This window comes from Humibacillus xanthopallidus, from assembly GCF_006716675.1.
GTDB lineage: Bacteria > Actinomycetota > Actinomycetes > Actinomycetales > Dermatophilaceae > Humibacillus > Humibacillus xanthopallidus_B.
On the sequence record NZ_VFPM01000006.1, the window covers coordinates 16,727 to 42,009 of the forward strand.

At 72.0% G+C, this 25,283-nt stretch carries 25 protein-coding genes and 1 riboswitch; of the genes, 9 read left to right on the forward strand and 16 right to left on the reverse strand.

All coding sequences use genetic code 11. From position 1 onward, the window contains the following. Positions 1–80: 80 nt before the first annotated feature. Entirely contained in the window at positions 81–455 is a 375-nt protein-coding gene (locus FBY41_RS22690) for a YciI family protein (protein ID WP_141847522.1), read from the forward strand. A 20-nt stretch (positions 456–475) separates the two neighbouring features. On the opposite strand, the gene FBY41_RS22695 is transcribed toward FBY41_RS22690, so the two are convergent. Further along, entirely contained in the window at positions 476–1,561 is a 1,086-nt protein-coding gene (locus FBY41_RS22695; protein ID WP_141847524.1) for a helix-turn-helix domain-containing protein, read from the reverse strand. A gap of 106 nt (positions 1,562–1,667) precedes the next feature. Then, positions 1,668–2,654, reverse strand: coding sequence for an alpha/beta hydrolase (locus FBY41_RS22700; protein ID WP_260439984.1), 987 nt, complete (start codon positions 2,652–2,654; stop codon positions 1,668–1,670). Positions 2,655–2,810: 156 nt separating this feature from the next. Here FBY41_RS22700 and FBY41_RS22705 point away from each other — a divergent pair, with 156 nt between their 5' ends. Further along, positions 2,811–3,752 carry a TIGR03619 family F420-dependent LLM class oxidoreductase gene (locus FBY41_RS22705; RefSeq protein ID WP_141847526.1) on the forward strand — a complete coding sequence of 314 codons (942 nt, stop codon included), beginning with the start codon at positions 2,811–2,813 and terminating at the stop codon, positions 3,750–3,752. A 21-nt stretch (positions 3,753–3,773) separates the two neighbouring features. Here the strand turns inward: FBY41_RS22705 and FBY41_RS22710 are convergent, their stop codons facing one another. Continuing rightward, positions 3,774–4,196, reverse strand: coding sequence for a hypothetical protein (locus FBY41_RS22710; RefSeq protein ID WP_141847528.1), 423 nt, complete (start codon positions 4,194–4,196; stop codon positions 3,774–3,776). 207 nt (positions 4,197–4,403) lie between these two features. On the opposite strand from FBY41_RS22710, the gene FBY41_RS22715 reads away from it, so the two are divergent. The 3 genes from FBY41_RS22715 (at position 4,404) to FBY41_RS22725 (ending at position 7,334) form a co-directional block, all read left to right on the forward strand. Further along, positions 4,404–5,966: an AMP-binding protein gene (locus FBY41_RS22715; protein ID WP_141847530.1), complete on the forward strand. Its 1,563-nt coding sequence runs from the start codon at positions 4,404–4,406 to the stop codon at positions 5,964–5,966. Between the two features lie 124 nt (positions 5,967–6,090). Further along, on the forward strand, positions 6,091–7,083 hold the full coding sequence (locus FBY41_RS22720) for an LLM class flavin-dependent oxidoreductase (RefSeq protein WP_141847532.1): 993 nt from the start codon (positions 6,091–6,093) through the stop codon (positions 7,081–7,083). 47 nt (positions 7,084–7,130) lie between these two features. After that, the gene (locus FBY41_RS22725; RefSeq protein ID WP_141847534.1) at positions 7,131–7,334 is read left to right on the forward strand and encodes a hypothetical protein; all 204 of its coding nucleotides are present in this window, start codon (positions 7,131–7,133) and stop codon (positions 7,332–7,334) included. A gap of 24 nt (positions 7,335–7,358) precedes the next feature. Here FBY41_RS22725 and FBY41_RS22730 read toward each other — a convergent pair whose 3' ends face one another. From FBY41_RS22730 to FBY41_RS22750, 5 genes are all read right to left on the reverse strand, one after another. Then, positions 7,359–8,495: a VWA domain-containing protein gene (locus tag FBY41_RS22730; protein WP_141847536.1), complete on the reverse strand. Its 1,137-nt coding sequence runs from the start codon at positions 8,493–8,495 to the stop codon at positions 7,359–7,361. Continuing rightward, entirely contained in the window at positions 8,496–9,485 is a 990-nt protein-coding gene (locus FBY41_RS22735) for a VWA domain-containing protein (protein ID WP_141847537.1), read from the reverse strand. Positions 9,486–9,523: 38 nt separating this feature from the next. Next, positions 9,524–10,438 carry a DUF58 domain-containing protein gene (locus FBY41_RS22740; RefSeq protein WP_141847539.1) on the reverse strand — a complete coding sequence of 305 codons (915 nt, stop codon included), beginning with the start codon at positions 10,436–10,438 and terminating at the stop codon, positions 9,524–9,526. Then, positions 10,417–11,547 carry an AAA family ATPase gene (locus tag FBY41_RS22745; RefSeq protein WP_141847541.1) on the reverse strand — a complete coding sequence of 377 codons (1,131 nt, stop codon included), beginning with the start codon at positions 11,545–11,547 and terminating at the stop codon, positions 10,417–10,419. The genes FBY41_RS22740 and FBY41_RS22745 overlap by 22 nt, the downstream gene beginning before the upstream one ends. A 79-nt stretch (positions 11,548–11,626) precedes the next feature. Then, positions 11,627–12,472 carry a S1C family serine protease gene (locus FBY41_RS22750; protein WP_141847543.1) on the reverse strand — a complete coding sequence of 282 codons (846 nt, stop codon included), beginning with the start codon at positions 12,470–12,472 and terminating at the stop codon, positions 11,627–11,629. A 304-nt stretch (positions 12,473–12,776) separates the two neighbouring features. On the opposite strand from FBY41_RS22750, the gene FBY41_RS22755 reads away from it, so the two are divergent. Continuing rightward, entirely contained in the window at positions 12,777–13,655 is an 879-nt protein-coding gene (locus tag FBY41_RS22755; protein WP_141847546.1) for a CHAD domain-containing protein, read from the forward strand. Positions 13,656–13,701: 46 nt separating this feature from the next. Here FBY41_RS22755 and FBY41_RS22760 read toward each other — a convergent pair whose 3' ends face one another. Continuing rightward, entirely contained in the window at positions 13,702–15,201 is a 1,500-nt protein-coding gene (locus FBY41_RS22760; protein ID WP_141847548.1) for a sulfatase family protein, read from the reverse strand. 231 nt (positions 15,202–15,432) lie between these two features. Here FBY41_RS22760 and FBY41_RS22765 point away from each other — a divergent pair, with 231 nt between their 5' ends. Beyond that, on the forward strand, positions 15,433–16,416 hold the full coding sequence (locus FBY41_RS22765) for a potassium channel family protein (protein ID WP_141847550.1): 984 nt from the start codon (positions 15,433–15,435) through the stop codon (positions 16,414–16,416). 3 nt (positions 16,417–16,419) lie between these two features. On the opposite strand, the gene FBY41_RS22770 is transcribed toward FBY41_RS22765, so the two are convergent. Continuing rightward, positions 16,420–17,418 (reverse strand): DUF389 domain-containing protein, encoded by a 999-nt coding sequence (locus FBY41_RS22770; RefSeq protein ID WP_141847552.1) that lies wholly within the window; start codon positions 17,416–17,418, stop codon positions 16,420–16,422. Positions 17,419–17,494: 76 nt separating this feature from the next. On the opposite strand from FBY41_RS22770, the gene FBY41_RS22775 reads away from it, so the two are divergent. Continuing rightward, the gene (locus FBY41_RS22775; protein ID WP_141847554.1) at positions 17,495–18,025 is read left to right on the forward strand and encodes a GNAT family N-acetyltransferase; all 531 of its coding nucleotides are present in this window, start codon (positions 17,495–17,497) and stop codon (positions 18,023–18,025) included. A gap of 144 nt (positions 18,026–18,169) precedes the next feature. Here FBY41_RS22775 and FBY41_RS22780 read toward each other — a convergent pair whose 3' ends face one another. Both FBY41_RS22780 and FBY41_RS22785 read right to left on the reverse strand, forming a co-directional pair. Continuing rightward, entirely contained in the window at positions 18,170–19,240 is a 1,071-nt protein-coding gene (locus FBY41_RS22780) for an alkene reductase (RefSeq protein WP_141847556.1), read from the reverse strand. A 206-nt stretch (positions 19,241–19,446) separates the two neighbouring features. Then, complete coding sequence (locus tag FBY41_RS22785) at positions 19,447–19,767, reverse strand: putative quinol monooxygenase (RefSeq protein WP_141847558.1); 321 nt, start codon at positions 19,765–19,767, stop codon at positions 19,447–19,449. Between the two features lie 48 nt (positions 19,768–19,815). On the opposite strand from FBY41_RS22785, the gene FBY41_RS22790 reads away from it, so the two are divergent. After that, positions 19,816–20,952 carry a DUF3500 domain-containing protein gene (locus FBY41_RS22790; RefSeq protein ID WP_221629409.1) on the forward strand — a complete coding sequence of 379 codons (1,137 nt, stop codon included), beginning with the start codon at positions 19,816–19,818 and terminating at the stop codon, positions 20,950–20,952. A 72-nt stretch (positions 20,953–21,024) separates the two neighbouring features. Here the strand turns inward: FBY41_RS22790 and FBY41_RS22795 are convergent, their stop codons facing one another. The 4 genes from FBY41_RS22795 to FBY41_RS22810 all read right to left on the reverse strand — a co-directional run bounded on the left by FBY41_RS22795 (position 21,025) and on the right by FBY41_RS22810 (position 25,121). Next, positions 21,025–21,921 carry a CHAP domain-containing protein gene (locus FBY41_RS22795; protein ID WP_141847560.1) on the reverse strand — a complete coding sequence of 299 codons (897 nt, stop codon included), beginning with the start codon at positions 21,919–21,921 and terminating at the stop codon, positions 21,025–21,027. 3 nt (positions 21,922–21,924) lie between these two features. Beyond that, a riboswitch (cyclic di-AMP (ydaO/yuaA leader) is annotated at positions 21,925–22,116 on the reverse strand. Positions 22,117–22,490: 374 nt separating this feature from the next. Continuing rightward, positions 22,491–23,249: a class F sortase gene (locus tag FBY41_RS22800; RefSeq protein ID WP_141847562.1), complete on the reverse strand. Its 759-nt coding sequence runs from the start codon at positions 23,247–23,249 to the stop codon at positions 22,491–22,493. Beyond that, positions 23,249–24,013, reverse strand: a complete 765-nt coding sequence (locus FBY41_RS22805; protein WP_141847564.1) for a CHRD domain-containing protein — start codon at positions 24,011–24,013, stop codon at positions 23,249–23,251. The genes FBY41_RS22800 and FBY41_RS22805 overlap by 1 nt, the downstream gene beginning before the upstream one ends. A 127-nt stretch (positions 24,014–24,140) precedes the next feature. After that, a complete protein-coding gene (locus FBY41_RS22810) occupies positions 24,141–25,121 on the reverse strand; it encodes a pirin family protein (RefSeq protein WP_141847566.1) in 981 nt (326 codons plus the stop codon). Between the last annotated feature and the right edge of the window lie 162 nt (positions 25,122–25,283).

Below are 25,283 nucleotides of genomic sequence, written 5' to 3' on the forward strand. Positions count from 1 at the left end.
CGAAGAGCGCCACAGCCGGTCGACGTACGAGTGCGAGTACGAGTACGAAGGACACCGAAACAAGCAATAGGGAGAACGACATGCCGCGTTTCATGGGTTTTGTGAGGATGCAAGAGGGCATCGGCACGCCGCCGCAGTCACTGTTCGACGCGATGGACGTCCACATCGGCGAGCGGGCCGCCGCCGGCGTGTTCCTCGACGGGGGCGGTCTGTACGGCACGGAGGATGCCGTGAACTTCGTCGTCAGCGGCGGGGAGATCACACGGGTCGACGGTCCGTACGCCGAGTCGAAGGAGGTCATCGGCGGCTGGTCCCTGCTGCAGTACGACACTCTCGAGGAGGCCGTGGCCGACCAGCAGAAGTTCGCCGAGCTGCACGCCGAGCACTGGCCGGAGGTCACGGTGGTCTCCACCCTCCGCCAGATCTCCGAGGGCCCCGAGGCGCCCGGCGACTGAGCGCCGCCCGACGTCCCCGGTCAGCCGAAGCGCGCGTTCGCGGCGCGCCTGACGATGAGGGCGGTGTGCAGCCGCGCCCGTCCCCGTCCGGTGGCGGCGTCGAAGCCGAGGTGCCGCGGCAGGTCAGCCAGTCGGGCCTGCAGGGTCGAGTGGTGCAGGCCCGCCGCCCGCGCCACGGCTCGGACGCTCTCGGCGTCGGCGAGCGACGCCAGCGCCTCGAGCGACCAGCCGTGCGCGACGGCCCGCTCGACACCGGCCACGTCGGCCGGTGGGGACGACGCGTGGTCGGCGGCCTCGACCGCCTGTGCGAGCAGGCCGAGGTCCTCGATCCGCACCCACGGCTCGCGGTCGGTCGTCACGCGCAGCGCCAGCAGTGCCTCGGACCATGACCGCGACAGGTGGTCGACCGTGACCGGCGTGCCGACACCGCACCGGGCGGTCGGCACGCCGGTTGCAGCGGGATCGCCGCGCACCAGGCTGGCCGTCACGAGGCCGTATGCCGTCGCCATCCGCGCCGAGGCAAGCACGGCCCCCGCGGTGCTCGGGGTGCTCGCGGCCCCCGGGGTGCCGGGAGCCGACGCGCCGCCCGTGGCGACGACGGTGAGCAGGGTGCGCGGCTCGAGACCCAGTCGTGCGGCGGCTCGCTCACGGTCGGTGCGGGCCGAGCCCGGGTCGAGGAGCACCTCGAGCGACTGTCGTGCGACGCCGTCGCCGGCCGTGCCTGCACTGCTCACCAGGACCGAGTGGGCGAGGCGTTCGAGCACCATCGCGTCGTTGGCGTGCGCCGGTCCGGTGCGCTCGAGCCAGACGACGACACCGTCGCCGCCGTCTCGCTTGGGCCAGACGGCCGAATCGCCAGACGCCGCAGGCATGCCCGGCTCGCTGGGTGCCGCGGCGTCCGCGAGCCGAGCCCCCGACGGGTCGATGCGGATCGTCCTACCGCCTCGCGTGAGACCGGCGACGGTGCCTGACAGCAGCGCCGCTCCGCGCACCATCGTCTCGACGCCGACACGGCCCTCGACGAGGTGGTCGAAGTACGTGATGACCTTCAGCGTCTCGCTGGCCTCCGGGTCGAGGGAGGTCAGCCGGCCGACGAGCTCCTGCACCTGGCGTCCTTGGGGTGTGGGGTTCTCACCATCGTAGGTGCGCTCGCCACGAGGGGGGCCCCACGACGGTCAGCGACCCGTGGAGCCCGCCGGACGGCATACGCGATCAGACGTCGCCCAGCACGTGCCCGAGGATGCGGTCGAGCCAGCCCTGCTGGACCTCGAGCGAGACCCGCGCGAGGGTCGACGCGCCGCCGAGCATCTGGAAGCCGTGGAAGGCGCCGGGCCACACGTGCAGCTCGGCGACGCCGCCGTCGGCCCAGATCTGCGTGGCGTAGGCGATGTCCTCGTCGCGGAAGACCTCGGCCGAGCCCACGTCGATGAAGGCCGGCGGCAGGCCGGACAGGTCGGTGGCGCGCGAGGGCGCGGCATAGATCGACACGTCGTCGGTGCCACGCCGGTCGCCGAGGTAGGCGTCCCAGCCGGTGTCGTTGGAGCCGCGGTCCCAGACGCCGATCCCGACGTACTGGTGCGAGCTCACCGTCTCGTTGCGGTCGTCGAGCATCGGGCACATGAGCAGCTGCGCGAGCAGCGCCGGACCGCCACGGTCGCGGCAGAGGAGCGCGACGCCGGCGGAGAGCCCGCCACCCGCGCTGGCGCCCCCCACGACGACGCGACCGGCGTCGAAGCCGAGCTCGTCCGCCTGCGCGACGAACCACTGGAGTCCCGCGTAGCAGTCCTCGACGGGCACGGGGTCCGGGTGCTCGGGCGCCAGGCGGTACTCGACGCTGGCGACGACGGCGTCGTAGCGCTCGACCCACTCGACGCACGCCTCGACCCCGGTGAAGCGGTCGCCGATGATCATGCCGCCGCCGTGGATGTGGAAGACGGCCGGGCCGCCTGCGACGTGGTCGGTGCGGCGAAAGACCGACACGACGATCTCGGCCCCGTCGTAGCCCGGCACGGTGAACTCCTCGTGCGTGATGGGGCGACCCTCGAGCACCTGCTCCACCGGCACGGCGAGGGGCGCCTGCCTCATGAGCGGGATCATCTCGGGTGTCAGCGTCGGGGGCAGCTGCTCGCCGATGACGGAGAGGGCGGCTGCGAGCTCGGGGTCGTAGGGCGGGCGGCGAAGCGTGTCGGACGTCGTCACGGGGTCCTCCAGTGGTCGGGGCCACCTCGTCGTGGCCTGTTGCCATGGTCACCCGCCGGGCGGCCGAGCTCCACCGCCGCGACGACGCGATGTGGCGCGCTCGACCCGCCGCCTGCCGGTCTGGCCGCATCCCCAGCCGGCTGACACAGTGGGCGAATGGCCGGTGAGATGCCGCTGCTCGGCTTCGGACTGCCCGTCTCGGGCAGCTGGGCGACGCCCGAGACGATGCGTCGTGTCGCCCGCCGCGCCGAGGAGCTGGGGTATGCGTCGCTCTGGACCTTCCAGCGCGTGCTCTGGCCCGCTGACGGCAGTCTCGGACCCGCGCACCGCTCGGTGCTCGACCCTGTCGTGGCGCTCGCGCACGTCGCCGGGCACACGGAGCGCATCGGGCTCGGGACGGCGACGATCTGCGCGCCGTTCACCGCGCCGGCGCTGCTCGCCAAGACGATGGCCTCGCTCGACGTCGTGACGGGTGGCCGCCTGACGGTCGGGCTCGGCATCGGCTGGCTGCCGCAGGAGTATGCCGCCGCGGGGGTGCCGCTCGAGCGGCGCGGTGCGCGGATGGAGGAGTACCTCCGCTGCCTGCACGCGCTGTGGACGCAGGACCCCGTCGAGTTCGCGGGCGAGTTCTACACCGTGCCGAGATCGCACCTGGGGCCGCTGCCGGTGCAGCAGCCGCACCCTCCGGTGCTGCTCGGCGGGACGGCGGAGGCGGCGCTGCGCCGGGCGGGGCGACTCTCGCAGGGGTGGATCGGGTCGAGCACCCACGACCTCGCCGGGATCGGCCGCGACATCGAGATCGTGCGCGACGGGGCGCGGGCCGCCGGGCGTGACCCGGCGGCGCTGCGCACTCTCGTGCGGGTCGTCGTCGACCTGCACGACGCCGGGGCGGGGCCGGGGCGCCGGCCCTTCCACGGCAGCGTGGCGCAGGTGCACGACGACCTGCGGGCCCTGCGGGCGCAGGGCGTGACCGAGGTCTTCGTCGACCTCAACCTCTCACCACGGGTCGTCGGGGCCGGTGTCGACACTGCGGGGGCCACGGACTACGCGGAGCGTGTGCTCGACGAGCTCGCCCCAGCCGCATGGGATTCCGTCTAGCACGAGGGGTCGCGCGGCGTTCTAGGTCGCGGCCCAGCCGGTGACCTGGACGACCCGCAGCACGTGGACGCGGTCGAAGGGGCGGTCGCGGTACTGCTCGTAGCGCTCCGCCAGCAGGGCTGCGAGCCCCTCCTCGCGCTCGGCAGACGGGTGGGGCTCCCACACCAGCGAGGCCCGGACCCACCACAGCCGCGACCAGTACACGCGGTCCCAGTGCTCGACGAGCAGCGTTGCACGCGAGTCGGACTCGAGGTTGCGCTCACGTTGGAGCCGGCTCGACGACTTCGGCTTGACGCGGTCGACAGGGATGCCGACGGAGCCGTCGGCGTCGACGGCGAAGACGCACGGCACCGCGTCGACCCCGCGTGTGGCGTGCACGGTGCAGAGGATGCCGTGGTCGGCGGCGACGAGACGGGCCATCGCCTCGTCGGGGGCGAGCCTCATCGCCGGACCACGCATGCGAGTCGGGGGATGGCAGTCATGTGGTCCTCGATCGTGCCGGGGGAGACGCCACCAGCGTAGGACTCCACGGGGGGGCTCGGACGTCGCTCACGGCATACCGGACGGGGTGGGACCGACCTACGATGAGCACGTCCCGCGGTGCTCGGCAGGCCGCGGCCTCGTCGTCAGCGTCGACGCTTGGGAGGTCAGATGAACCCGGCCGTGTGGGTGGAGCGCCACGGGCGTCGTCGCCGGGACGAGCCCGCCATCGCCGAGGGCGAACGGGTGCACGCGACGTGGGGCGCCTGGGCGGCCCGCACGGCGAGCCTCGCCGGCGGCCTCCGGGGGGAGCTCGGCCTGGCGCCCGGCGACCGCGTCGCCATCGTCATGCGCAACCGGCCGGCATACCTCGAGGCGATGTATGCCGTGTGGCACGCCGGGCTGGTCGCCGTGCCCGTCAACGCGCGGCTGCACCCGCACGAGTTCGCCTACATCCTCGGGCACAGCCGGACGAGCGTCGTGCTGACCGACGAGGAGCACGCAGAGGACCTCGCGCCCCTCGTCGAGAGCGTCGACACGCTGCGCGAGGTGGTCGTCACTCCCGGGGATCGATGGGACCGGATCGCCTCTGCGGCAATGGTTCCCGTTGCCGACCTCGGCACCGACAGCCCGGCCTGGCTCTTCTACACGAGTGGCACCACGGGGCGCCCCAAGGGGGCGACGCTGACGGCGGGCAACCTGCTCATGGCCTCACTCAGCTACTTCGCCGACATCGACGCGGTCGCGCCGCAGGACGCGATCCTGCACGCGGCACCGCTGTCGCACGGGTCGGGGCTCTACGGCCTGCCGCACGTGGCACGCGGGGCGACGAGCGTGCTGCCGGAGAGCGGTGGCGTCGACCCGGCGGAGCTGGCGGCGCTGCTCGGTCGGTGGCCGGGCACGTCGTTCTTCGCGGCGCCGACGATGGTCAAGCGGCTCGCCGCGGACCCGGTGGTCGCGGAGGCCGCCCGGGCGCACCTCAAGACGATCATCTACGGCGGCGCGCCGATGTACCTCGCCGACCTCGAGGACGCGCTCGATGCGTTCGGTCCCAAGCTCGCCCAGATCTACGGGCAGGGCGAGACACCGATGACGATCACGGCGCTGTCGAAGGCCGACCACGCCGAGCGCGACCACCCGCGGTGGCGCGACAGGTTGCAGAGCGTGGGCTTCCCGCGCACGGACGTCGAGGTGGGCGTCGTGGACGGTGACGACGGGCCGGTCCCGGTGGGCGAGGTCGGGGAGGTCGTCGTGCGCGGCGCGGTCGTCATGGCCGGCTACTGGGATGCGCCCGAGGCGAGCGCCGAGACGCTGCGCGGCGGGTGGCTGCACACCGGCGACATGGGCAGCTTCGACGACGAGGGCTACCTCACGCTGCGCGACCGCGCGAAGGACCTCATCATCAGCGGGGGGATGAACATCTATCCGCGCGAGGTCGAGGAGGCGCTGCTCCACCACCCGGGTGTGCGGGCCGCAGCCGTCGTGGGGCGGGCCGACGAGGAGTGGGGGGAGTCGGTCGTCGCCTTCGTCGTGCCGATGGACGACGCCGCGCCGCCGACCCCAGAGGAGCTCGACCGGACGTGCCTCGAGCGCATCGCGCGCTACAAGCGACCCAAGGACTACCGCGTCGTCGACGCGCTGCCGACGAACAACTACGGCAAAGTGCTCAAACGGGAGCTGCGCGAGCAGCTGTCGGCGACCGACGCCGGCAAGGAACCGGGCTCGGGCGCCTGATCGCATTCCCCCGGGCCGTCTGCCGGGTTACATTCACCCCATCGGTTCGGCACGCGTACGTGCACCAACCCGAGGCGTGATCGACCGCTCCATCCATGACAACGGCGTCAGGAGGCTGTCCTTCATGAAACTCGCTCTCTACCTGCCCAACTTCCGCGACAAGGTGACGGTCAAGGAGCTCGAGGACCTCACGGCCCTCGCCGAGGACCTCGACTTCGACTCGGTGTGGACGCTCGACCGCATCGTCGTGCCGGAGGCCTCCGACCGCGGGGAGCTGCAGTACTCCTTCGGCATGATGGCCGAGTTCCCGAAGCAGCTGCCGGTGTCGTCTCGCGGAGAGTGGCTGCAGGGGTGGCCGCTCATCCCGTGGCTCGCGGCGAAGACGTCGAAGGTGCGCATCGGCATGAGCATCATCGACACGCCCTACCGCGCCCCCGGCGTGCTGGCTGCCGAGCTCGCGACCGTCGACCACCTGTCGGGTGGCCGGCTCAACGTCGGCGTCGGATCCGGCTGGATGCCAGAGGAGTTCGCGGCAGCGAGTGCGACGGACATCTTCCCGCGGCGGCACACGCACGTGCGCGAGACGATCGAGATCATGCAGGGCATCTGGACCAACGACCTCTTCGAGTACCACGGCGAGTTCGCCGACTTCGACCGCTGCGGGTTCGGGGCGAAGCCGGTGCAGAAGCCGCACCCGCCGATCTACTTCAGCGGCCTGCGCGACCCGAAGCGCTCGGCGCTGCGCATCTCGAAGTACAACCTCGCCGGGTGGATCGGCATCCAGGACCACTGGGACGAGCTCGCGGGCTGGCAGAAGGCGATCAAGGAGGAGCTCGACAAGCTCGACCAGGCCGACGCCCTGGCCCCGCTCGACCTGTGCTCGATGTACTGGTTCGTCATCACCGACGAGCCGAGCGACCAGACCTTCGCCGGCAAGGGCAGCAACATCCTCATCGGCACCAAGCAGCAGATCACCGACAACCTCAAGCGGCTGCGCGACGTCGGCCTGACGATGCCGCTCATCTGGCCGCCCTTCACCGACGTGCCGGTGTCCAAGACGCTCGACGACCTCAAGGTGCTCAAGGAGGAGATCCTGCCTGCGGTCGAAGCCGGCTGACGCGCGACCCCGTCCTTCACGGTCGACGTCGCGGCTAGGGTAGCGCCATGGCTGGTCAGGTGCAGTCGCCCTTCTGGGTCAAGGTCATCGCCACGTTCACCGGGTGCGCGTCGATCGGGGCTCTCGTCGGGCTCCTCGGCGGGGCTCTGACGCAGAACGTCGAGCGCGGGTTGGTCGTCGGCATCGTCGGCGGTCTCCTCGTCGCGCTCGGGCTCGTGGTGTTCAAGCCGGAGCGCATCCGCGGGGAGTGAGCACGACCGCTTGCCGTGCGCGGCTCAGCGCGTCGAGCGACGAAGCGAGATCGCCACGCCCCCCAGGAGGACGACTGCAGCCAGCATGGCCACCGCAGCGCTGAGGTCGATGTCCTGCTCGGCCACGGTGACGTGCTTGGGGAGGTCGGCGAGCACCTTCGTCAGTCCCTCGGCATCCGTCGCGGCGAAGTACTCGCCGCCCGTCCGCTGGGCGACGCCCTTGAGCGCTGCCTCGTCGACGACGAGGAAGTTGCGCCCACCCATCGACCCACCACCGAAGCCGGCGAGGTCGCGCGCCCGAGGCTGGAAGCCGCCGTACTGGTCGCGCGTGCACGCCATCTGCGTCGGGTTCGTCGTGCCGAAGCCGATCGGATAGACCCGCACCCCTCGCGCCGCCGCCTGGTCGGCAGCCGCGGCCGGCGTCACGCCGCGCGTGTTCGCACCGTCGGTCAGCAGCACGATGATCTCCGGGGCGACGCCGACCGTCCCGGCGGCCGCGCCACCGCCCGCCCCGGGCCCCGCCCCAGGCCCTGGCCCGGCACTCGGGGTGGGCGAGGGCTCGCCCAGCCCCGGCCCGTCCGTCGTCGGCTCGTCCACCGCGTCCGCGGGGGCGACGTTCGGGTCCACCTCGGCGATCGCGTCGATGGACCGCAGGATCGCCGCCCCGATCGTCGTCCCGCGGCCGGTCGTCACCGCGTCGAGCGCCGCCAGCAGCTCGTCGCGGTCCACGGTCGGGGCCACCGCCAGCTGCGCGAACCCGGAGAAGACGACGAGCCCCACCTTCGTCTCGTCGTCCTGCCCCTGCACGAACGACCGCACCGCAGCCTGCGCCGCCGCGAGCCGGTTGGGCGTCACGTCCGTCGCGCACATCGATCCCGACACGTCGAGCGCGAGGATCACCGTCGCGCTCGACGTCGGCACCTCGGCGCGCACCGTCGGCCGCGCACTCGCCAGCCCCAGCAGACCCAGGGCGCACAGCACCAACGCGACCGGCACGTGCCGCCGCCACGAGGACGATCCGGCCCCCGCCGCCCGCAGCAGCGCGACGTTCGAGAAGCGCACCGCCTGCCGCCGCCGACGTCGAAGCTGCCATACATAGACCCCGAGCAGCACCGGCACGAAGAGCACCGTGACGAGCAACAGGGGCACCCCGAACGACACTCAGACCACCCGCCCCTGGCGGAGCACCGACAGCGTCGCACCGCCCAGCAGGAGCAGCGCCGCCAGCGCCGCCACCCACGACGTCACCTCGTGCGGCACCGTCCGCGTCGTCCACTGCAGCTCGATGGCGTCATAGACCGCCGCCAGCGACGCAGCGTCAGACGCCCGCCGGTACGTCCCGCCGGTGGTCTCCGCAGCGGCCCGCAGCGGCGCCTCGTCGAGGGCGGTCGCCATGCTGAAGCCGTCCACGACGATCGTCGTCCCGGCGGGCGTTCCCAGGCCGATCGGCTCGATCCGCACGCCCGCCGCCGACGCGAGCTCGGCCACTGCGGCCGGCCCGGCGTCCGTCGTGTCCTCGCCGTCGGTGAGCAGCACGATCGCGGTGCCGCCGTGGTAGCCGATCGGCGTCTCGTCGGCGGTCCCCTTCTCGGCGTCGCCCGGCGCCTTGACCGGCTTGCCGACGATCGCGCTCAGCCCGCCGAGGATCCCGTCGGCGAGCGAGGTGTCACCGGCAGGCTTGAGGCGCGCCACCGCCGCGAGCACCGCGGCACGGTCCTCCGTCGGCCGCTGCGTCACGAGGCCCGTCCCGCCGAAGGCCACGACCGCGATGCGCACCGAGGACGGCTGCTTCGCGACGAAGGCGCGCGCGGCCGCCTTCGCCGCCTCGAGCCGCGACGGCTTGACGTCCGTCGCCGCCATGCTGTTCGACACGTCGAAGGCGAGCACGACGGTGCCCTCCCGGCGCGGTTCCGCGACCGAGGCCACCGGTCGCGTCAGCGACAGCACCATGACGCCCAGGGCGGCGATGAGCAGGGCCGGCCCGAGGTGGCGCCACCGCCCTCGCGGCGCGGGGATGACGAGACCCTGCGCCGCCAGCTGGCGACGGCGCCCCTCCTGCACCCGCAGCACCCGGCGGTAGCCGGCGGCGAGCAGCGGCACGACGAGCAGCCCCACCAGCGCCCACGGCCACGTCAGCGACAGCTCGCTCATGTCCGGCTCCTCATGCCCGGCTCCTCATGCCCGGCCCCTCATCGCCGTCTCCGACGCCGCAGCTCGGAGATCCGCATGAGCGACCGCACGAGGTCGTCGTCCGTGCGCACCGCATAGAGGTCGACGCCCGCCCGCCGCGCCCGCGCCTCGAGGTCGGCCTGCCGCGCCTGCGCCGCCGCCGCGAGCCGCGCCCGGAACGCGACGTCGCTCGTGTCGACGAAGATCTGCTCACCCGTCTCGACGTCCTCGACGTAGACCCCGCCCGCGTCGGGGAGCTCGCTCTCGCGCGGGTCGGTGACCTGGATCGCGACGACCTCGTGGCGCCGCGCCAGCCGCCCGAGCGGAGCCTCCCACCCGTCGGCCGTGATGAAGTCCGAGACGACGAGCACGAGCGAGCGCCGCTTCGCGATGCCGTATGCCGCCGCGAGCATCGTCCCGAGGTCCGTGACGGATCCCGACGGGGCGCGGTCACCGGCCCGCGACGTTCGACGGGCCAGGAGGTCGTGGGCGATGCGGAGCACCTGGTTGCGGCCCGACCCGGGCGCGATCACCGTGTCGACCCCGGTGTCGAGCACGATCGCGCCGACGCGGCTGCCGCCTCGAGTCAGCACGTGGGCGAGTGTCGTCGCCACCTCGGCGAGCACGAGGTCCTTCTGCCGGTCGACCGGTCCGAAGCCCATCGACGCCGAGTGGTCGAGCAGCAGCCACGCGGTCAGCTCGCGGTCCTCGACGAACTCGCGCACGTAGGGCTCGTCGAGACGCGCCGTCACGTTCCACTCGATGTGGCGCAGGTCGTCGCCCGGCACGTACTCGCGCAGGTCGGTGAAGTCGATCCCCGACCCGCGGAAGAAGGTGCGATAGTCGCCCTGGAGCCGCCCGTCGAGCCGCCGCACCACCCTCCACTCGAGGCGGCGCAGCAGGCTCTCGGCGCTCAGCCCGGCGGTCGCGCCCACGTCACGTCACCGCCACCGACATCGCCACCGGCGCCGCCACTCGCACCGACGCCGCCCCCACCTGCGCTGCCACCCGCGCCGGCACCGAAGCCGCCCGGTCCGGCCGCACCCCGGACGCCTCCCGACCGCTCCCGCAGCGGAGCCGTCGGCACGGGCACCGCCTCGAGGATCGGGGTCAGCAGGTCGTCCGCCGACAGGTCCTCTGCAAGAGCCTCGTAGGACAGCACGATCCGGTGGCGCAGCACGTCGCGGGCGAGGTCGCGCACGTCGCCCGGCAGCACGTAGTCCCGCCCGCGAAGGTACGCCAGCGCCCGCCCCGCGAGCACGAGGTTGATCGACGCCCGCGGGCTCGCGCCATACGTCAGCAGCCGGGCGAGGTCTCCGCGCCCCGCGCTCGCGGGGTCGCGCGTCGCGGTGGCCAGCCGGACGGCATACTCGATGACCGCGGGGTCGACGTAGACGGCGTCCGCCTCGCGCTGGAAGTCGCGCAGCATGTCGGGGTCGAGCACCTTCACCGTCGCGACCGCGGACGCGATCTGACGTTCGACGACGACGAACTCCTCTGCGGCAGAGGGGTATCCGATGAGCACCTTGAGCATGAAGCGGTCGACCTGCGCCTCGGGCAACGCATACGTCCCCTCCGACTCGATGGGGTTCTGCGTCGCCATGACGAGGAACGGGTCCGGCGCCGGGTAGGTCTCGCGCCCGATCGTCACCTGCCGCTCCTGCATGACCTCGAGCAGCGCGCTCTGCACCTTCGCCGGCGCGCGGTTGATCTCGTCGGCGAGCACGAGGTTGGCGAAGACCGGCCCCAGCGAGACCTGGAACTCGCCGTCCTTCTGGTTGTAGATCCGCGTGCCGACGAGGTCGGCTGGCACGAGGTCGGGAGTGAACTGGATGCGCTGGAAGTCGCCGCCGATCGCCTGCGCGAGCGTCCTGATCGCCATCGTCTTCGCGAGCCCCGGCACGCCCTCGACGAGCAGGTGCCCGCGGGCGAGCAGCGCGACGAGCATGCGCTCGACGAGCACGTCCTGCCCGACGATCGTCCGCTTCACCTCGTAGAGCGCCTGCTCGAGGGCGTGACGCCCGGTGGGTGCGTTGCCGTCCATGCCGTCCTCCTGCGTGACTCCGCCTGCCGATCGTGCTGATCCCGTATGCCGTGTGCTGCGCCCGCGTCCCGGCGCGGACTCACCGTGGCGGGCTCCCCGCTGCCCCACCCGCCGTCGCGATCGGGACCGCGAAGCCGATGCCGACGAAGAGGCTCTGGTCGGTGGGGTTGGCCAGGCCCGTGACGATGCCGACGACCTGCCCCGCCCGGTTGAGCAGCGGGCCGCCGGAGTTGCCGGGGTTGACCGCGGCGTCGAACTGGATGAGGTGCTCGAGCTTGCGGGTCCCCTCGACGGTGACCGTCCGGTCGAGCGCCGACACGATGCCGGCGGAGAGCGAGTCGGTGAGACCGAGCGGGTGGCCGACGGCAAAGACCGGCGCCCCGACCTGCACCGCGCCGCCGAGCACCGCAGGCACGACGGTGTCGGGCAGGCGGTGCGGGCGCAAGGTGGCGATGTCACTCGCCCGGGTGCTCTCGATGACGTCGGCCCCTGCGTTGGTGCCGTCGCTGAAGGAGATGGTGATCGACTCGGCGCCGTCGACGACGTGCAGCGCCGTGAGGACGGTGCCGTCGGCGTTGACGACGACGCCCGCACCCGTGCCGGAGCGGTCACCGGCCAGCCGCGTCGTGATGAGCACGAGCGAGGGCTCGATCGCGGCGTGTGCGAGGGTCGCGTCAGCCGGTCTGACGGCGTCCTGCTCGGCCCGGCGTTCGATGCCCGCCTGAACGTCCGCCGCGACATCGGCCCGGGTCAGCGTCGCGGGAGGTGCCGGGCGGGTCAGCGCGTAGGAGATCGCGAGCACGCCCACCGCGAGGACCGCCAGCGAGGTCCACCACAGCCGAGCCGGGACCCGGCGCACCCGGGAGACGACCCGGCGCAGCCGGGCGACGAGCCGACGTGGGCCCCCGGGGTCTCGCGAGCGCATTGGGCTCGGGGACGTCGGTGAGCCCGGAGACGTGGGTGAGCCCGGAGACGTGGGTGAGCCCGGGGAGGGTGGGGAGCCGGACCCGGTGAGCGGGGCTGGAGGGGCAGGCGCACGTGGGTCCGAGGCGCCGCCCGACGGGGCGGCACCGGGCTCCTGCGGAGCGGTGACGCGTGCCACCTTTTCGACTCTACGTTCCCTCGGGCCCGAGCGGCAGTGGTCCGAAAAGGTCCGCCCCTGCAGCGCGCGCTCCCGGGCGACACGCTCGGGCCGTGACTCAGCCCCCCGCTTCCTATACAACTAGGGGGTGCCGACTGCCGCGACCCTGCTTCACGACCGGCTCGTCGAGCAGCAACGCGCCCTCGTCGAGGCGGAGGCTGCGGTCCGCCGTGGCGAGCCCGAGGGCATCCACGACCTGCGCGTGGCCATGCGCCGCATCCGCTCCGCCCTCGCGAGCTTCCGGCCCATCGTCGACGCCGACGTCACCGACCCGCTGCGCGACGAGCTGCAGTGGGCCGCCGGCCGGCTCGGTGAGGCGCGCGATGCCGAGGTCGTCGCCGAACGCATCGTGACCCTGCTCGACGAGGTCGCCGCCGACACCCCACCCGAGGTGCTGGCCCGCCTGCGCGACCGCGTGCACGCCGACGCCGCCGCTGTGCGCGACGTCGCCGTGGAGACTCTCGACAGCGAGCGGTATGCCGCCGCCCTCGTCCTGCTCGACGCCGTCGTCGCGCGCCCGCCCTTCACCGACGCCGCGCAGGACAAGGCGCGTCCGCTCGCCCGGCGACGGCTGCGCCGCGAGGCGGACCGGGTGCTCCGCCTCGCCGAGGAGGCGTGGGCCACGACCGATCCCGAGGAGCACGCCGCCCAGCTGCACGACGTACGCAAGCGCGCCAAGCGGCTGCGCTATGCGGCCGAGGCGTGTGAGCTCGTCCTCGGCGACCGTGCGACGAAGGTCGCCGGAGCGGCCGAGCAGATCCAAACGACGCTCGGCACCCACCACGACGAGATCGTCACCCGCGCGGCGCTGCGCCGCATCGCCGAGGCCGACGACGGCGACGAGGCAGGTGCCTTCCTTCTCGGGCGTCTCGATGCCCTCGAAGAGTTGGCCGAGGCGCGCGTCGAGCGCCAGGCTGCCAAGGACATCGCGAAGCTCGAGCGCGTCGCCGCCAAGCAGCTCGGCTGACCGGACTCCTGCACCCGACTCCTACGCCGGACTCCTGCACCCGCTCCTACCTGACGGAGCCGGCCTCGCGGACGAGCCGTGGCACGGGCTGCTCCGGATGCGGCTCGTCGCCGAGCTCCCTCTGCGCCAGCCACATCCGGGCCTCGAGCTCGTCGCGAACCGCCGCGTGAGCCGGGTCGTCGGCGACGTTGACGAGCTCCTCGGGGTCCGCCTCGAGATCGTAGAGCTCCCACTCCTGCGCGAAGCGGCGGTCCGAGCAGCCGGGCAGCCCGAGCCCGTCGTTGTAGAAGAAGATCAGGGTGTGCCGGTGCGTGCGGTAGCCGTAGTGGGCGCCGACCTGGTGGCTGCGGTCGTCGTGCATCCAGTAGCGGTAGTAGAAGCCCTCCATCTCGCGGTCCCGGTTGCTCTGTGTCGCAACGGGATCCGTGAGATCGCGCCAGAACGACCTCCCCTGCATCCGAGGTGGCACCTCGACGCCCGCTGCCTCGAGGAGGGTCGGTGCGATGTCGACGTTCGTCACGATGCGGTCGAGCGCCTGCCCCGCGTTGATCGCGCGCGGGTAGGACAGCACGAAGGGCATCCGGATCGACTCCTCGTACATGAAGCGCTTGTCGAACCAGCCGTGGTCACCGAGGAAGAAGCCCTGGTCGGAGGCGTAGACGACGATCGTGTCGTCGAGCTCGCCGCGGTCCAAGAGCCAGGAGGTGAGCCGGCCGACGTTGTCGTCGACGGAGGCGACGCACGCGAGGTAGTCCTCCATGTAGCGCTGGTACTTCCAGAGCGCCTCCTCGTCGGCTGAGAGTCCTTGCGGCACAGGCTGCTTGAGATCCTCCGCGGTGAGGTGGTCGGCGATCCGCATCGCGGCGCGCCGGGCGGTGTCGGAGCGACCGGCGAGGTCGTCGGTGAACGTCGCGGGCACGGGGATCGGCGTGCCTCCGAGAGGCCCGTCGGCGGCATACAGCCCGTCGTGGGCTGCGTCGGGCTCCCACGGACGGTGGGGGGCCTTGTGCCACACGAGCACGCACCACGGGGCGTCGCTGCCGGAGTCGCCGAGCGACTCCACCCAGTCGATGGCGAGGTCGGTGATGAGGTCGGTCGCGTAGCCGGGCTCGACGCGCAGCCCGTCAGGCGAGAGGAAGCGCGGGTCGTGGTACTCGCCCTGGTCGATGAGGGCATCCCATCGGTCGAAGCCCTGCGGGTCGTGCTCGATGCCGTCCGTGGAGCCCTGGCCCATGTGCCACTTGCCGACGAAGGCCGTGCGGTAGCCCGCCTCGCGCAGCGCCGAGACGAAGGTCGGCTGCGAGGCGTCGATGAAGGTGTCGAGCGTCGTCACGCCGTTGACGTGGCTGTAGGTGCCGGTGAGGATCGAGGCCCGGCTCGGCGCGCACAGCGAGTTCGTCGCGAAGAGGTTGTCGAGCCGCGCTCCCGCGGTCGCGATGGCGTCGATGTGCGGAGTGCGGTTGACGACCGAGCCGTAGGTGCCGATGGCGTGGGCGGCGTGGTCGTCGCTCAGCAGGAAGATGATGTTGGGCCGGCGCACAGTCATGGGGTGGCTCCCTCCGGTGGGTGGGAGCCACGCTAGACGCCACGCCGGTCCGCGAGCGAGGTATGCCGTGGGGCCGGACTCCCTGCGTCTGCGGGGGACCGGCGCGACAGATCACAGACGGAGCGGGGCCAACCTGCCAGCGGTGCGGGCAGCGCGCCCCTATCCTTCGAGGCGAGGACCCTTCGACTTGGCGGGGTCATCGGCCGTCAGGCGCACCGAGGAGGACACGCGATGGTGGAGGAGGAGGGTGCCGGCGCACCGGAGCGCTCCAGCCGCGTGGGGTCGGGCGACCGTGGGGTCAGGAGGGAGCGGATCTTCACCGATCCTCCGAGGATGCTCGACCGCTTCGAGCTCGTGCTGCTCTTCGTCCTCGCGACCATCGCCGTGCAGGGGCTCGTCGACGTGCGCGGATCGGTCGTCGCCGAGCTCTTCACGCACGCGATCACCGGTCTCGCGCTCATCGCAGCCGTGCGCGCATCCGGCTCACGTCGCCGGTGGCGTCGCGCGGCCGACGTGCTCGTGATCGTCGTGCTCGTGGTCAGTGTCGCGACGCTGACATGGAGGCGCGACGAAGGCAGTCTCGCCGTGCCGCCTGAGACGACGTGGCTGCTCGCCGCTGCGATCACACCGGTGCTCATCGCCCGCCGCGTGCTCCAGCACACCGTCGTGACGCTGCAGACGATCATGGGTTCGGTCGCGGCCTACCTGCAGATCTCCGTGGCCTACGCCTTCCTCTTCCAGACCATCGACGCCTTCACGGCGTCGCAGCCCTTCTTCGGCGAAGAGGTGTCGACGACGGTCTACATGTACTTCAGCCTCGTCACCATCTCCACGGTCGGCTTCGGCGACTTCGTCGCGGTCACGAGCTTCGGCCGGCTCACCGCCGGGAGCGAGGCCGTGGTCGGGCAGGTCTTCCTCGTGACGTTCGTCGCCCTCATCGTGTCGCGCTTCGCGGCCACCATGCCGCGGTCCGCGTTGAGCAGGAGGGCGGACGGCAGGCCCGGTGAGGTGACTCCCGCGCGCACCCTCGGCCAGGACATGAGTGCCCGCCAAGCTGAACCGCCCCCGCCTCCGGACCCTGATGACGGCCCTGACGACAGCCGTGATGAACGCCCTGACCACGGCCCCGACGACGGCCCTGACAACGGCCCTGACGACGGCCCTGACGACGGCCCTGGTCCGGACCGGGGCAGAGGCATCGGCGCGCCCGACTGACGCTCAGGTCGTCGTGCCGGCCTCGATGCGCTCCCCGACGGAGCGCTCGACGACGATGTCGATGTTGGCGGGCAGCACGGCACTGAGATCTGTCATGAGGCTCGTGACGGGGGGCAGGTCGCCCGGTGCGGACAGGCGGATGATGGCCGTGAAGCCCTGGTTGTCGACCCCGACGACCTCTGCTCCGGGCACCGCCGCGATCCATCGTTGCGACGCCTTGGTGACCCGGTCGACCATCTGGGCGTAGGCGTAGCCGAGCGCGGTGTTGACGACGATCGGGATGATGACGAGCAGGACGAGCACGCCGAAGGTGACCTGCGTGGACCGTCGTGACCGGCCGGCCCGCTTGCCGGCCTCCGTCGTGTAGCCGAGGCTCGTGAAGACGAGACTCCCGGCGAAGACGAGGGCGAGGAAGTTCGAGAGGAAGAGCACGAGCGCGCCGAAGGCGAGGCCGAGCTGGCCCTCACCCAGGCAGATGCCGACGACACCGAGCGGGGGCACGAGCGAGATCGAGATGGCCACGCCCGGCAGGATCGCGGCGACGTCACGTCGCGCCAGGGCGATCGCGCCGGCGAGACCGGTGGCGAGCGCCGCCATGAGGTCTACGAGACGCGGGCTCGTGCGGCCGGCGATCTGGCTGTTCTCGAGGAGCACGGTCGTGCTCGGCACGATGAGGGAGAAGAGCAGGCCGATGGCGATGACGGCGAGCGCGCCGAGGACGACGAACTTCACGCCGCCGGTCTTCTCGCGCTTCACGAGGGCGAGGGCGGTGCCCATGATCGGCGTCGAGAGCGGGGCGATGATCATCGCGCCGATGACGGTCGCCGTGGAGTCGGCGATGATGCCCGCGCAGGCGATGCATGAGGCGAGCACGAGCATCGTCCAGAAGGCAGAGCGCTTGGCCCGGACGTCGCCCTCGTTGAGGTCGAGGTCGGAGGTCAGCTCGTCGAGGGTCCGCCGCTGGTTCTCCGGAAGCACCCGTGCCCGCAGTCCGATGTCCATGGCGACAGTGTGTCGAAGCACGGCCCGTGTGGCAGGCGGTTCACGCGATGGCGCCGGGTCGTCCTAGCATCCGGGAATGCCCGATCGCCGGATCCGTGACGCCACCGCCGCCGACGCGGCTGCGTGCGCGGCCATCTACGCCCCCTACGTCACCGACACCGCCGTCACCTTCGAGTCGGAGGCGCCGAGCGTGGCGGACATGGCGCTGCGCATCGAGGGCGCCCAGCGACGCCACGCCTGGCTCGTGCTCGAGGAGGACGACGCCGTCGTCGGCTACGCGTATGCGGGGCCGTTCAAGGAGCGCGCCGCCTACCGCTGGTCGTGCGAGGTGTCGGTCTACCTCGCACCCACCCGTCACGGCACCGGTGGCGGCCGGGCGCTCTACGAGGCCCTGCTCGCACGGCTGGCCGACCGCGGCTACCGGATGGCGGCCGCCGGCATGACCCAGCCGAACGAGCCGAGCGCCCGCCTGCACGCGGCGCTGGGCTTCGAGCCGGTCGGCACCTTCCGCGCCGTCGGCTGGAAGCACGGGGCCTGGCGTGACGTCACCTGGGTCCAGCGACCCCTCGGCGACGCCACCGCCGCCCCGGCAGCCGAGCCGACCTGACGCATCCGACGCCCGACCACTCGGCAGACAGCAAGACGTCGAGTGCCCACTTCCCGACAAGGAACTGGGCACTCGACTGGTGGGCAACTGGGCACTCGACGAGGGGGGAGTGTCGAGTGCCCAGTTCTCCGCGCGTGTGACGTGTCAGGTGAGGGTGGGGTAGTCCGTGTAGCCCTCGGCGCCGCCGCCGTAGAAGGTGGCCTGGTTGGGCTCGTTGAGCGGTGCGCCCTCGCGCCACCGGCGCACGAGGTCGGGGTTGGCGAGGAACTCCCGCCCGACCGCGACGAGGTCGCCGAGGTCGCGCTCGAGGATGTCCTCGACGTCGGCGAGCTGCGTCACCGAGCCGAAGCCGGTGTTGAGGATGACCGGGCCCTCGAACCGCTTGCGCAGGTTGCGCACGAGGTCGGACTCCGGGTCGCCGAGGATGCTGAGGTAGGCGAGGCCGAGGGGCGCGATGCCCTCGACGAGCGCCTCGTACGTCGCGGCGGTGTCGGCCTCGTCCTGCTCGAGCACGCCTTGGATGTTGTGGGCCGGCGAGATGCGGATGCCGACGCGGTCGGCGCCGATCGCCTCGGCGACGGCCGTGGTGATCTCGATCGTCAGGCGCGCCCGGTTCTCGGGCGAGCCGCCGTAGGCGTCGGTGCGCTGGTTGCTCGACGGCGCGAGGAACTGGTGCGGGAGGTAGCCGTTGGCCGCGTGGACCTCGACACCGTCGAGGCCCGCAGCGACGGCCTGGCGGGCGGCGTGCACGAACTCGGCGATGAGAGAGGGGATCTCGTCGGTCTCGAGTGCGCGGGGCGTGACGAAGTCCTGCTGCCCGCTCGGGGTGACGATCTGGCCCGGGGCAGCGATGGCGCTCGGGGCGACGCTCTCGAGGCCACCCTTGTTGTCGGGGTGGGCGATGCGGCCGGCGTGCATGAGCTGCACGACGACGTGGCCGCCACCGGCATGCACGGCGTCCGCGACGAGGCGCCAGCCGGCGACCTGCTCGTCGGAGTGGATGCCGGGGGTGTCGAGATAGCCCTGGCCGACAGCGCTCGGCTGCGTTCCCTCGGTGATGATGAGGCCGGCGCTCGCGCGCTGGCCGTAGTACGTCGCGTTGAGCTCGGTCGGCGCCTGGCCCTCGCCCGCGCGGTTGCGCGTCAGGGGGGCCATGACGAACCGCTGGGGGAGGTCCCAGCGGCCGATGCGGATGCTCTCGAAGGCCTTGGACACGGGCCAGCTCCTTGGGGGTCGGAAGTTCTTGGTGATGCTTCAACTACCCAAAGGACAAGCGACGGCCACGGCCACGCATTCCCGCACCGTCCGCGAGGTGGGCCCGAGGTGGGCCGAGATCGGCGCGGGATGGGCGCGTGACGGGCGGGACGGCATACGGCCGTGGGCTCGAGAGGGACGCGACGGCGCGGGCGAGGAGGATGTGCTCAGGCGATGCGGCGCACCCGGTTGACGGTGAGGCCGTTCTCGTCGAGCAGGTCGCCCATCGTGTTGGCGAAGTCGACGAGGTGCGGCGCCGCGAGGTGGGCGTCGAGGTGATCGCCGGAGTGCCAGTTCTCGTAGAACGCGAAGAACCGCGGGTCCTCGACCCCCTGGTGGAGGTCGTAGTTGACGTAGCCCTCCTCCTGGCTCGTCGGCTCGATGAGTGCCTCGAGTGCCGCCCGCAGCTCGTCGGTCTTGCCCTCGGCCGCACGCATGTAGGCGATGACGGTCAGCAGGTCGCGGTTGTCGTCGGTCGGTGTGCTCACGGGTCCTCCTGGTGGACGCGTCTGTGGTCATCCGCGACGCTAGGTCATGTGACCACCCGCCGCCAGACCGCCCTGGAGATGGCCGAGGCCGCGAGTGCCTGGCTGGGCGCCCTCTCTGCCGAGCAGCGAGCCGTCGCGCACGGGGATGTTCCGGACCACGACGACCCGCTCGACGCCGAGCGCCGTCGGTGGTTCTACACCCCGACCGACCACGGCGGCCTCACGGTGCACGAGCAGCGACCCGCGCAGCAGCGGGCCGCGATGAAGCTCGTCGCCACCGGGCTGTCGATGGCGGGCTACGTTACCGTCGCGACCACGATGGGCCTGGAGAACGTGCTCGACCGGGTCGAGGGGTTCGTGACCCGCTTCGACCGTGAGCGCGGGCGCGACCCGGGGCTCTACTACCTGCGCGTCTTCGGCGAGCCGGGCGGCGACGCCCCGTGGGGGTGGCGCTTCGGCGGGCACCACGTCTCGCTCAACAACCTCGTGGTCGGCGGCGAGCTCGTCGCGACGACGCCGTGCTTCATGGGTGCCGACCCGGCGTCGGCGCCGCTGCTCGGTGGCGCGGTGAGCCGGCCGCTCGCCCGTGTCGAGGACCTCGGCCGTGAGCTGGTGCGGTCCCTGGCGCCTGACCTCCGTGCGCGGGCCGTCCTGCTCGACAAGGCGCCCTCGGACTTCGTCACGGCAAACCGCACCGTCGTGTCCGAGGGCGACCAGGTGATCCCGCTCGCGGGCATCTGGCGCGACGAGCGCTTCCGGGACGACACCGAGCAGGCCACGCTCCAGGCACTCAGCGACGCCATCGACGAGCGCGCGGGTCTCACCCCTGAGGACCACCGGACCGTGGAGTACACGACCACGCCCAAGGGGGTCGCGGGCGCCGACCTCGACGGCTCGCAGCGCGAGCTGCTGCTCGCCCTGCTCGGCACGTACTTCGACCGGGTGCCGGAGAGCGTCTCGCCCCTCGCGGCCTACGACGACCGGGCGCTCGACGGCGTCCACTTCGCCTGGGCCGGGGCGACGGAGGCGGGTCAGCCGCACTACTACCGGCTGCAGGGCCCCCGGCTGCTCATCGAGTGGGACAACACCCAGCGCGGCGCCAACCACGCCCACTCGGTCTGGCGCGATCCCGAGGCCGACTTCGGGCTCGACGTGCTGGCCCGGCACCGAACCCGGCACCACTGAGCGTCCGGAGGACGACGAAAGGGCGGGGGATGCCTGGCATCCCCCGCCCTTCGCGAGAACGTCCGCGTCAGATCACGGAGCGTAGATGTACTTCATGCCCGGACCGTCGGTCAGGGTGCGCGTGTTGTAGTTGTACGGGCCGGCCAGGGCGTTCATCTCGATGATGGTGACCTGGTTGCCGCTGACGCGCGTCACCCAGGCGACGTGGCCGACGCTGGAGGAGCCGTGTACGCCGGGCTCCATGACGAGGATCGAGCGCGTGCGGGGGGTGCCGCTCACGGTGTAGCCGGCAGCGGCGGCGCCGGTGTCCCAGACCATCGCGTTGCCGGTCCAGCCGCCGGGGTAGTAGCCCTCGGACTGGTACCACTTCGCGAGCGCGCCCCACGTGCACTGGCCGGCAGTCGCCCAGTTGCGCGAGGCGCGGGTGCCCGAGGAGGCGCTCGGCGTGGAGGTGTTGGTCGTCGACTTCGTCGCCGAGGTGCTCGAGGTGAGCGAGCGACGGGTCAGGTCACGCGACGCCTTGGCGGCGGCGGCCTTGCGGGCGGCGGCAGCCTTGGCCGCTGCGCGCTCGGTCTTGACCTGGATGTCCTCGATGACGACCGGCTTGCTCGGGCCCTTGCGAGCCGCGATCGCGGCCTGCGGCTGGGCGGAGAAGCCGATGGTGGCGAGGGCAGAGGCCGCCGCGGGAGCCGCGGTGGTGGCCGGGCCGACAACGGCGGGGGAGGCCTCGGTGGCCGCCTGGGGGCCAGTGCCGATGTTGGCGACGTTGGCCGCGGCCGGGCTCGAGCCGCTCACGGTCTCGGCGCTCGCCGAGCCCGCGAAGCTGGCCACGAGGCCACCGGTGGCCGCGACGACGGCCGCGCCCTTCATCGCGGGCTGAGCCGACTCGCGGGCGAGAAGCTTGAGTTCGTTCAGGGGGTTGTGACGCCCGGGCGCACGGTGGCGTCCGCGGATGTTCTCGTTGCTCACACTTGTACCTCTCCGCGCCTACGAAGTTAGCTGTCGGGTTCGGGCGGGGAGGTTGATGCCCGGTTCTCGCCCCGTTCGCGGTGTACGCGATCGGGGTAAGAACTTCACCCCAAGGGAGTCCGAAATCGTTGCGTCGGACCCCCGGAGAAACCTGTGGTTCCTCCGCTCCTGTCACAAGGTCTGCTGTGCCCCGCGAGGTGGTGACAGGACTAGGCGGTCCACCTCACGAGTGTCCGAGCCGGATGGCCAGACGAGGGAACGATAGACGAGTCAACGGCCCAATGTCACGCCACGGTAACGGCGACGCGCGGAGTTCGACCTCGATGTCGCTTTTCTCCCGCATGACCAGCGCTTTGCCAACGCTTTACTGAGACGCAGGTCACAGCGCGACCCCGGGTGTGGCGCGGGCGCGCCGTGAGCCGATGCGGTATGCCGTCCGGCTCGCTCGGGGGTGACGCGCGGCAGCTCCCCTCCTGCCGCCGCGCGCCACCGGTCCGTGGGGCGCCAGGCCGGTGCTGTCCGTCCTGGGCCGTGCGGGGCTGTCCTGTGCCCTCCGGTGCTGTGGGCTGCTAGCGGGTGCCCGTGAGGTGGCCGAAGACGACGACGTTGTCGCGGTACTCGTTCCGGCTGTCCACCGGGCCACCGCAGGTGACGAGACGGATCTCGCTCCGCGTGAAGTCGCCCTTGTAGACGAGGTCGGTCGGGAACTCGGCCTTCGGGTACGCCTTGACGCGGTCGACGGTGAAGACCGCCGTCGTGCGGTCCGTGCGGGTGATATCGACGGTGTCACCGGGTCGCACCTTGCCGAGGTTCCAGAAGATGCCCTTGCGGCCATCCGGCGAGTCGACGTGGGCGCCGAGGACGGCAGGACCGAGCTGCCCCGGCGTGGGACCGGCCTGGTAGAGACCGACCTCGTTCTCGGTGCCCGGCACCGAGAGGGTGCCGTTCCGCTGCACGGCCAGGTCGACGAAGGTCGAGGACGTGAGCCCGATGGCGGGGATCGCGATCCTTGTCGGCTGCGAGGCAGGAAGGAAGTCGCCGAAGGAAGGCTGGTCTGCTAGTGCTGCAGAGGGAGTCGATGACGAATTCGCTTGGCCCTGTGAGCTGTTCGACGAAGCACCGTCGGGCATGCTGGGTGACTGACCCACTGACGTGGCCGATGCGGCCACGGAAGCGGGCGGCGAGTCATGCCGGCCGTCACCGCGGAAGCCCAGGGAGAGGGCGACCGCAGCGACGACGAGCAGGACCACCGTGGGCACCGCGGCGACGATGACGCCGCGGCGGCCGCTCCCTGACGTACCGGTGGTGCTCGTCGGGCTGGAGCTCATCAGCCCCGGGCGCGCTGACGACGCGCGGCAACGGCTCCGGAGCCTGCTGCGGCGACGAGGGCGACCCCGCCGACCGCGAGGAGCATGCCGTTCGTGTTCGTCGTACCTGCCATGCCGCCACCGGTGTGCATGCCGCCGGTGGGGGCGGCGACGAGCACGCCACAGAGAGCGGGGTCGGTCGCCTCGGTGGGAAGGCTCGGGTCGAGGTCGCTCTTGGTGCTGCCGGAGTACTTCCCGTCCTTGTTGTAGTCGACACCGTGGATCACGATGGCTGCCTCACCGGAGGCGACCTCCGTGGCGACGGCCGGGGTGACGGTGATGCTGCCGCGCTCGTAGCTGATCTTCCCGCCGGGAGCGGTGTCGAAACGGTCGACCGCGAGACCGCTCTTGGGGCTCGTGTCACCCGTCTTGGTCAGCGACACGACGATGTCGCCGTAGGCCGGGCCGCCCTCGGTCGTGTTGAGGTGGTGGTCGCCGTTCGTGTCGTCGCCGAGGGTGGGGCACTCGTGGCGGGCGGTCTCTCCGTAGTGGATGTGAGCGGCATGGGGCTGGTCGGGGAGGAGGCCGGTCGCGGCCATCTCGACCTTGATCTGGGTGCCGGAGACCGTGACCTGGGCGGTGCCGCTGCCCTGCACTCCGTTGCCGGCGACGGGCTTGAGGTTGGCGCTGACCCAGGAGTCGGCGGCGAACGCGGGGCCGACGGCGAGAGCCATCGCGGCGGCGGCGGCGATGCTGGCGCCTGCGATTCGGGTGGTGATGCGCATGGGTGTCCTCCTTGAGGCAGGAGACGAGCCGTCGCGCGACCGCTGCTTGATCACGGCAATGACGGGGGTCCGGTGACCATCTCCACCAGGGGCTTCGGAGCCCGACAGCGCACGGATTGGACCAGCGTCAGCCGCGCGAGCGGAGGCGGAGGTTCGGAAGCTCGGGGGCCGGCAGTGTCGTGGCCCAGGCCTGCGGGAACGGCCCGTAGTCGCCGTGCTCGCCGCCGCCGCGCGTCTCACGGGCCTGTTGCCAGCGCTCGCGGAAGTCGACGATCTCGTCGTGGCTGCGCCCGATGAAGTTCCACCACATGACGATCTGCTCGCCCAGCGGTGCGCCGCCGAGGAGCAGCAGCCGGGTCGGCTCGTCGCCCGCCTCCACGGTGATCGATGACGCGCCGGTGGGGACGAAGACGATCTCGCCGGGCTTCGCAGTGGCAGGGCCCACGCTGACCGTGCCTGTGTCGCAGAGGAGCCCGTGCTCGTGACCCGCGTCGACCCCGATGTCGAGCGACGCACCGGCAGCGAGGGTCACCTCCGCCCCGACGAGCTCGGTGTGCATCGACACCGGCGACACCTGGCCTAAGAGGCTACCGAGGAAGACGAGCACCCGGGCGCCGTCGACCTCGACGACCGGCGGGGCGTAGTGCTCGAAGCCGGGCTCGGCGAAGCGGTGGGCCTCGGGCAGCGCGACCCACAGCTGCGCCCCGTGGAGCGTCGTGGTCGCCGGGGTGGAGTACTCGGAATGCGCGATTCCCCGACCGGCCGTCATGAGGTTCACCTCGCCGGGTCGGACAATGGCGTGCGCGCCCGTCGTGTCCCGGTGTTCGATTTCTCCGGAGAACAGCCACGAGACGGTTTGCAGCCCCGTGTGCGGATGGCCCGGCACGACCATTCCCCCGGTGGCAGTGACGTCGGCGGGGCCGTAATGGTCGACGAAGCACCACGCCCCGATGAGCGAGCGGTCGCGGTGCGGCAGGCTGCGTCGCACGAGCATGGCCCGTGGACCGCCGAGCGGCACGTCGCGGCTGGGCAGCACGACCGGTCCGTGGCGGCCGTCCTCTCGTCCGTCGCAGGTCACCTCGGTGGGGTGGCGGTCCGGGTTGCTCACTCTTGCGAGGGTAGTCGCCGGCCCCTCCCGCAGCAGGACGACGTCGCCGTCGCCCCGGGCGCCCGGGTCCGAGCCGCCGTCGCTCCACAAGAACGTCAGCCATTTCGGCGGCGGAGACGACAATTCAGGCGCCTATCCGATTCACCGCGCGCATTCTTCGAG

Excerpts from the sequence above, each read along its gene's own strand:
- FBY41_RS22690 (WP_141847522.1), top strand. The coding sequence starts at position 81 with ATGCCGCGTTTCATGGGTTTTGTGAGGATGCAAGAGGGCATCGGCACG.
- FBY41_RS22705 (WP_141847526.1), top strand. The coding sequence starts at position 2,811 with ATGGCCGGTGAGATGCCGCTGCTCGGCTTCGGACTGCCCGTCTCGGGC.
- FBY41_RS22710 (WP_141847528.1), bottom strand. The coding sequence starts at position 4,196 with ATGAGGCTCGCCCCCGACGAGGCGATGGCCCGTCTCGTCGCCGCCGAC.
- FBY41_RS22715 (WP_141847530.1), top strand. The coding sequence starts at position 4,404 with ATGAACCCGGCCGTGTGGGTGGAGCGCCACGGGCGTCGTCGCCGGGAC.
- FBY41_RS22720 (WP_141847532.1), top strand. The coding sequence starts at position 6,091 with ATGAAACTCGCTCTCTACCTGCCCAACTTCCGCGACAAGGTGACGGTC.
- FBY41_RS22725 (WP_141847534.1), top strand. The coding sequence starts at position 7,131 with ATGGCTGGTCAGGTGCAGTCGCCCTTCTGGGTCAAGGTCATCGCCACG.
- FBY41_RS22735 (WP_141847537.1), bottom strand. The coding sequence starts at position 9,485 with ATGAGCGAGCTGTCGCTGACGTGGCCGTGGGCGCTGGTGGGGCTGCTC.
- FBY41_RS22745 (WP_141847541.1), bottom strand. The coding sequence starts at position 11,547 with ATGGACGGCAACGCACCCACCGGGCGTCACGCCCTCGAGCAGGCGCTC.
- FBY41_RS22750 (WP_141847543.1), bottom strand. The coding sequence starts at position 12,472 with ATGCGCTCGCGAGACCCCGGGGGCCCACGTCGGCTCGTCGCCCGGCTG.
- FBY41_RS22760 (WP_141847548.1), bottom strand. The coding sequence starts at position 15,201 with ATGACTGTGCGCCGGCCCAACATCATCTTCCTGCTGAGCGACGACCAC.
- FBY41_RS22765 (WP_141847550.1), top strand. The coding sequence starts at position 15,433 with ATGGTGGAGGAGGAGGGTGCCGGCGCACCGGAGCGCTCCAGCCGCGTG.
- FBY41_RS22770 (WP_141847552.1), bottom strand. The coding sequence starts at position 17,418 with ATGGACATCGGACTGCGGGCACGGGTGCTTCCGGAGAACCAGCGGCGG.
- FBY41_RS22775 (WP_141847554.1), top strand. The coding sequence starts at position 17,495 with ATGCCCGATCGCCGGATCCGTGACGCCACCGCCGCCGACGCGGCTGCG.
- FBY41_RS22800 (WP_141847562.1), bottom strand. The coding sequence starts at position 23,249 with ATGAGCTCCAGCCCGACGAGCACCACCGGTACGTCAGGGAGCGGCCGC.
- FBY41_RS22805 (WP_141847564.1), bottom strand. The coding sequence starts at position 24,013 with ATGCGCATCACCACCCGAATCGCAGGCGCCAGCATCGCCGCCGCCGCC.